This is a genomic window from Dolichospermum sp. LEGE 00246, from assembly GCF_015207865.1.
Taxonomy (GTDB): Bacteria; Cyanobacteriota; Cyanobacteriia; order Cyanobacteriales; family Nostocaceae; genus Dolichospermum; species Dolichospermum heterosporum.
Window position 1 is genome coordinate 1 of the sequence record NZ_JADEWA010000567.1, and the last position, 2985, is coordinate 2985.

Below are 2985 nucleotides of genomic sequence, written 5' to 3' on the forward strand. Positions count from 1 at the left end.
TTGTACCGGTTAGCCAACCGCCTAATGCGAGGAAGGCACAGGGGAATAGTAATATTCCTGACCAACCTACGAATACAAAGCGATCGCGCTTTAGCCAGTCGTCTAATACGTCAAACCACCCTCTACTGGGGGCGCGTCCAACTGCGATGGTCATGAGAGCAAATCTCCAAAATGTTTTATAAGTACGGATTTTATGCGTTTGTGGCAGGCGAATATTATTCACTTACACAGATCTAACCAGATTGTCAATCTAGTTTACAATTTTTTACGCTTTCTATCATAATAGGTGAAAATCTCTAATTTTGCTAGTGGGCTAAGAAATAAATTTTATTTGGGGATGATCATAGAGACGTTGTATGTAAAACAAGTAACTTGTTGAGAGAGGGAACAGGGAACAGGGAACAGGGAACAGGGAATAGGGAATAGGGAATAGGGAATAGGGAACAGGGAACAGGGAATAGGGAATAGGGAACAGGGAATAGGGAATAGGGAACAGGGAATAGGGAATAGGGATACTGAAAACGGTTCATAGTTTAACCAAATATGAAACCCCTCTCCAAACCTCTCCCCGCAACGGGGAGAGGCTTTGAACTTGTTCCGGGTTTGATGACAATTTGCTGTAAGAGTTCCCTGTTCCCTGCCCTCACAGACAACTTATTCAGCAAGCCCTACTTATGGAGAAGATTTACAAGTAACGGATATTTAATTTCGCCAGATGCAAAAAAGTAAAATCCATCAAAACCTATTGCCTATTGCCTATTGCCTATTGCCTCTTGCCTTGCCATAACGACAATTTTTAACGCCAACCTACTAAGAAAACTTATGTCCAACTAGATAAACGGGGAACTTGTATCAATTCCTGACTAAGTTTTTTGTGAATATGACCGTTAGTGGCCAGAATTCTCCCCGACTCAATGTTTATCGGAGTTCCATCATAGGCAGTGACGTTACCTCCCGCTTCCTGAACCAATATTATTCCAGCCACAACATCCCAAGGTGCAATTCCCCTTTCCCAATAACCATCAACTCTCCCACAGGCTACATAAGCTAAATCCAAGGCTGCTGCACCATCACGTCTGACACCTTGGGTAAGATGGGTAAGATGACAAAACTCTGCATAATTGTTGTCAGCAGTTTCCCTGCGATCATAAGCAAATCCACTAACTAACAAGCTTTTACCTAATTCCGCTGTTTGGGAAACCTGAATAGGGCGACGGTTACGAGTTGCACCTAAGCCAGCAGCAGCCCGAAATAATTCATCACGAAAAGGGTCATAAATTACCCCTACCTTGGGGACACCGTGAATTAGCAACCCAATGGAAACAGCGAAACAGGGGTATTGATGGGCGTAATTAGTCGTACCATCGAGAGGGTCAATAGCCCAGAGAAATTCATTATCTTGGTTCCCCAGTTTTCCCGACTCTTCAGCGAGGATGGAATGCTGGGGAAAATGACGACGCAATACTTCTAAAATTACCTGTTCAGAAGCTTTATCAGCAGCGGTAACTAAATCACCAGGACGACCTTTTTCGGTGATTACGTTTTCTAATTTACCTAAATAATCTTGTAAAACTACACCTGCGGCTAAAGCTGCTTCTGTAGCAATATCTAGAAAAATTTGCATATTTGTTAGTTGTCAGTGGTCAGTTGTCCGTTGTTGGTCGTTATACTCTTACATTTAAGGGAACACCAAAAAATAAATTACCCAATTTTGTGGGATGGGCATACTATGGCTAACGCCACGCTACGCGAACGACAAGCTCAGCACAAGTCCTGCCCGTCCTTGATGATTAGCGGGCAATTCGTCCCGCACCACAAGAAATTTTTGGGTATTTTTTTAATTGGAAGTCCCTAAGGAGAGAGACGACGAAATTCTCCAGGAGTCACTCGCATGGGTTTATCTGTATTCCAGATGCCTTTTCCCATGATTCTCGCCCATTGTTGAGCGTGTTCTAGTCGTTGGTTGTATTTGTGATTAGGCGATCGCGCTACAAATAAAGCATATCCTTGTTTGACGACTTCTTCATTTAACAACAGTTTATCTTTCCATACATAAGCCAAGGTTCGGTTAAATTTATCCTTAGCTTCTAAGTCAAATTCCAGATTAACAGCCTGATTTGCACCGCCAATCAAACTTTCAACAAATTGTTTAGCATCCTCACCCCAAGGAATTTGGCGGATATCAGGTGCATCTAAACCAATTAACCGCACCGGGGAAATTAAATTCGGTTGTGACTCCATTCCCAATACTTCCAAACTTTGTCCACTCACAACCCGTGCTACCTTGACACTAGTGGGAGTTATTGAAGAGTTGTTTTGGCTTTGACAACTCACCAAAAGTGAAAAACTAGCCAATATAATTATTTTTGGCACAAAAACGCGAAGATTGACCACTACAGCAGTCATCCTCGCCATCAAATTCATTAACCTAAACACACAAAAAATATTAGTCCTCATCTAAGGGTAAACCTGCTTTAACTTTGCCCTTACCAAAAAACCGCCCAAACTGAAGTTCATAAACCTCATCTTCATCTTGTGTTTCCACTTCCAAATCAGAACGAGCATAACTTACGCATAATAAAGCGTAACCTTGACGGCGTAAATCTGGAGACAGGCCAATGGCTTCCGGTTGGTGAATTTCTCCTGATATAACTCTGACAGCGCAAGTTGTACAAGCCCCATTCCGACAAGAAAAGGGGAGTTCCGTTCCGTTATGTTCAGCCGTGTGTAAAATATAACGGTCTTCAGGAACTTCCAGAGTATGTGATGTCCCAGTTTGGCGATTGTAAACTTTAATTTTGTGGGTTTGAACCATCTTAATTTTCAGATTTGCGGATTTGGAGTTTCACACCTAATTATAAGAAGATTGTTGGAAAACTTCGTATTTTCAGGTCAGGAAGTGGTGATAGACCAGCGTAGCCCTAGTGGTCTGTCAACCCGGAAATGACGGGTGAAGGTAAGTAGGGGATGTAGGGGGGGTAGGGG

At 42.7% G+C, this 2985-nt stretch carries 3 protein-coding genes and 1 pseudogene; all 4 read right to left on the bottom strand.

The window, feature by feature from the left end:
* Window positions 1-154: pseudogene (locus IQ228_RS24055) on the bottom strand (photosystem II D2 protein (photosystem q(a) protein)); the annotation flags it as partial.
* 666 nt (window positions 155-820) lie between these two features.
* Window positions 821-1624 carry an inositol monophosphatase family protein gene (locus IQ228_RS24060; protein WP_193964697.1) on the bottom strand — a complete coding sequence of 268 codons (804 nt, stop codon included), beginning with the start codon at window positions 1622-1624 and terminating at the stop codon, window positions 821-823.
* Between the two features lie 227 nt (window positions 1625-1851).
* A complete protein-coding gene (locus IQ228_RS24065) occupies window positions 1852-2415 on the bottom strand; it encodes a thermonuclease family protein (RefSeq protein WP_228044053.1) in 564 nt (187 codons plus the stop codon).
* A gap of 31 nt (window positions 2416-2446) precedes the next feature.
* Window positions 2447-2815, bottom strand: a complete 369-nt coding sequence (locus IQ228_RS24070; protein ID WP_027403653.1) for a 2Fe-2S iron-sulfur cluster-binding protein — start codon at window positions 2813-2815, stop codon at window positions 2447-2449.
* Window positions 2816-2985 lie beyond the last annotated feature (170 nt).

Coding starts and splice junctions, on each gene's coding strand:
- IQ228_RS24060 (WP_193964697.1), bottom strand. CDS start 1,624: ATGCAAATTTTTCTAGATATTGCTACAGAAGCAGCTTTAGCCGCAGGT.
- IQ228_RS24065 (WP_228044053.1), bottom strand. CDS start 2,415: ATGGCGAGGATGACTGCTGTAGTGGTCAATCTTCGCGTTTTTGTGCCA.
- IQ228_RS24070 (WP_027403653.1), bottom strand. CDS start 2,815: ATGGTTCAAACCCACAAAATTAAAGTTTACAATCGCCAAACTGGGACA.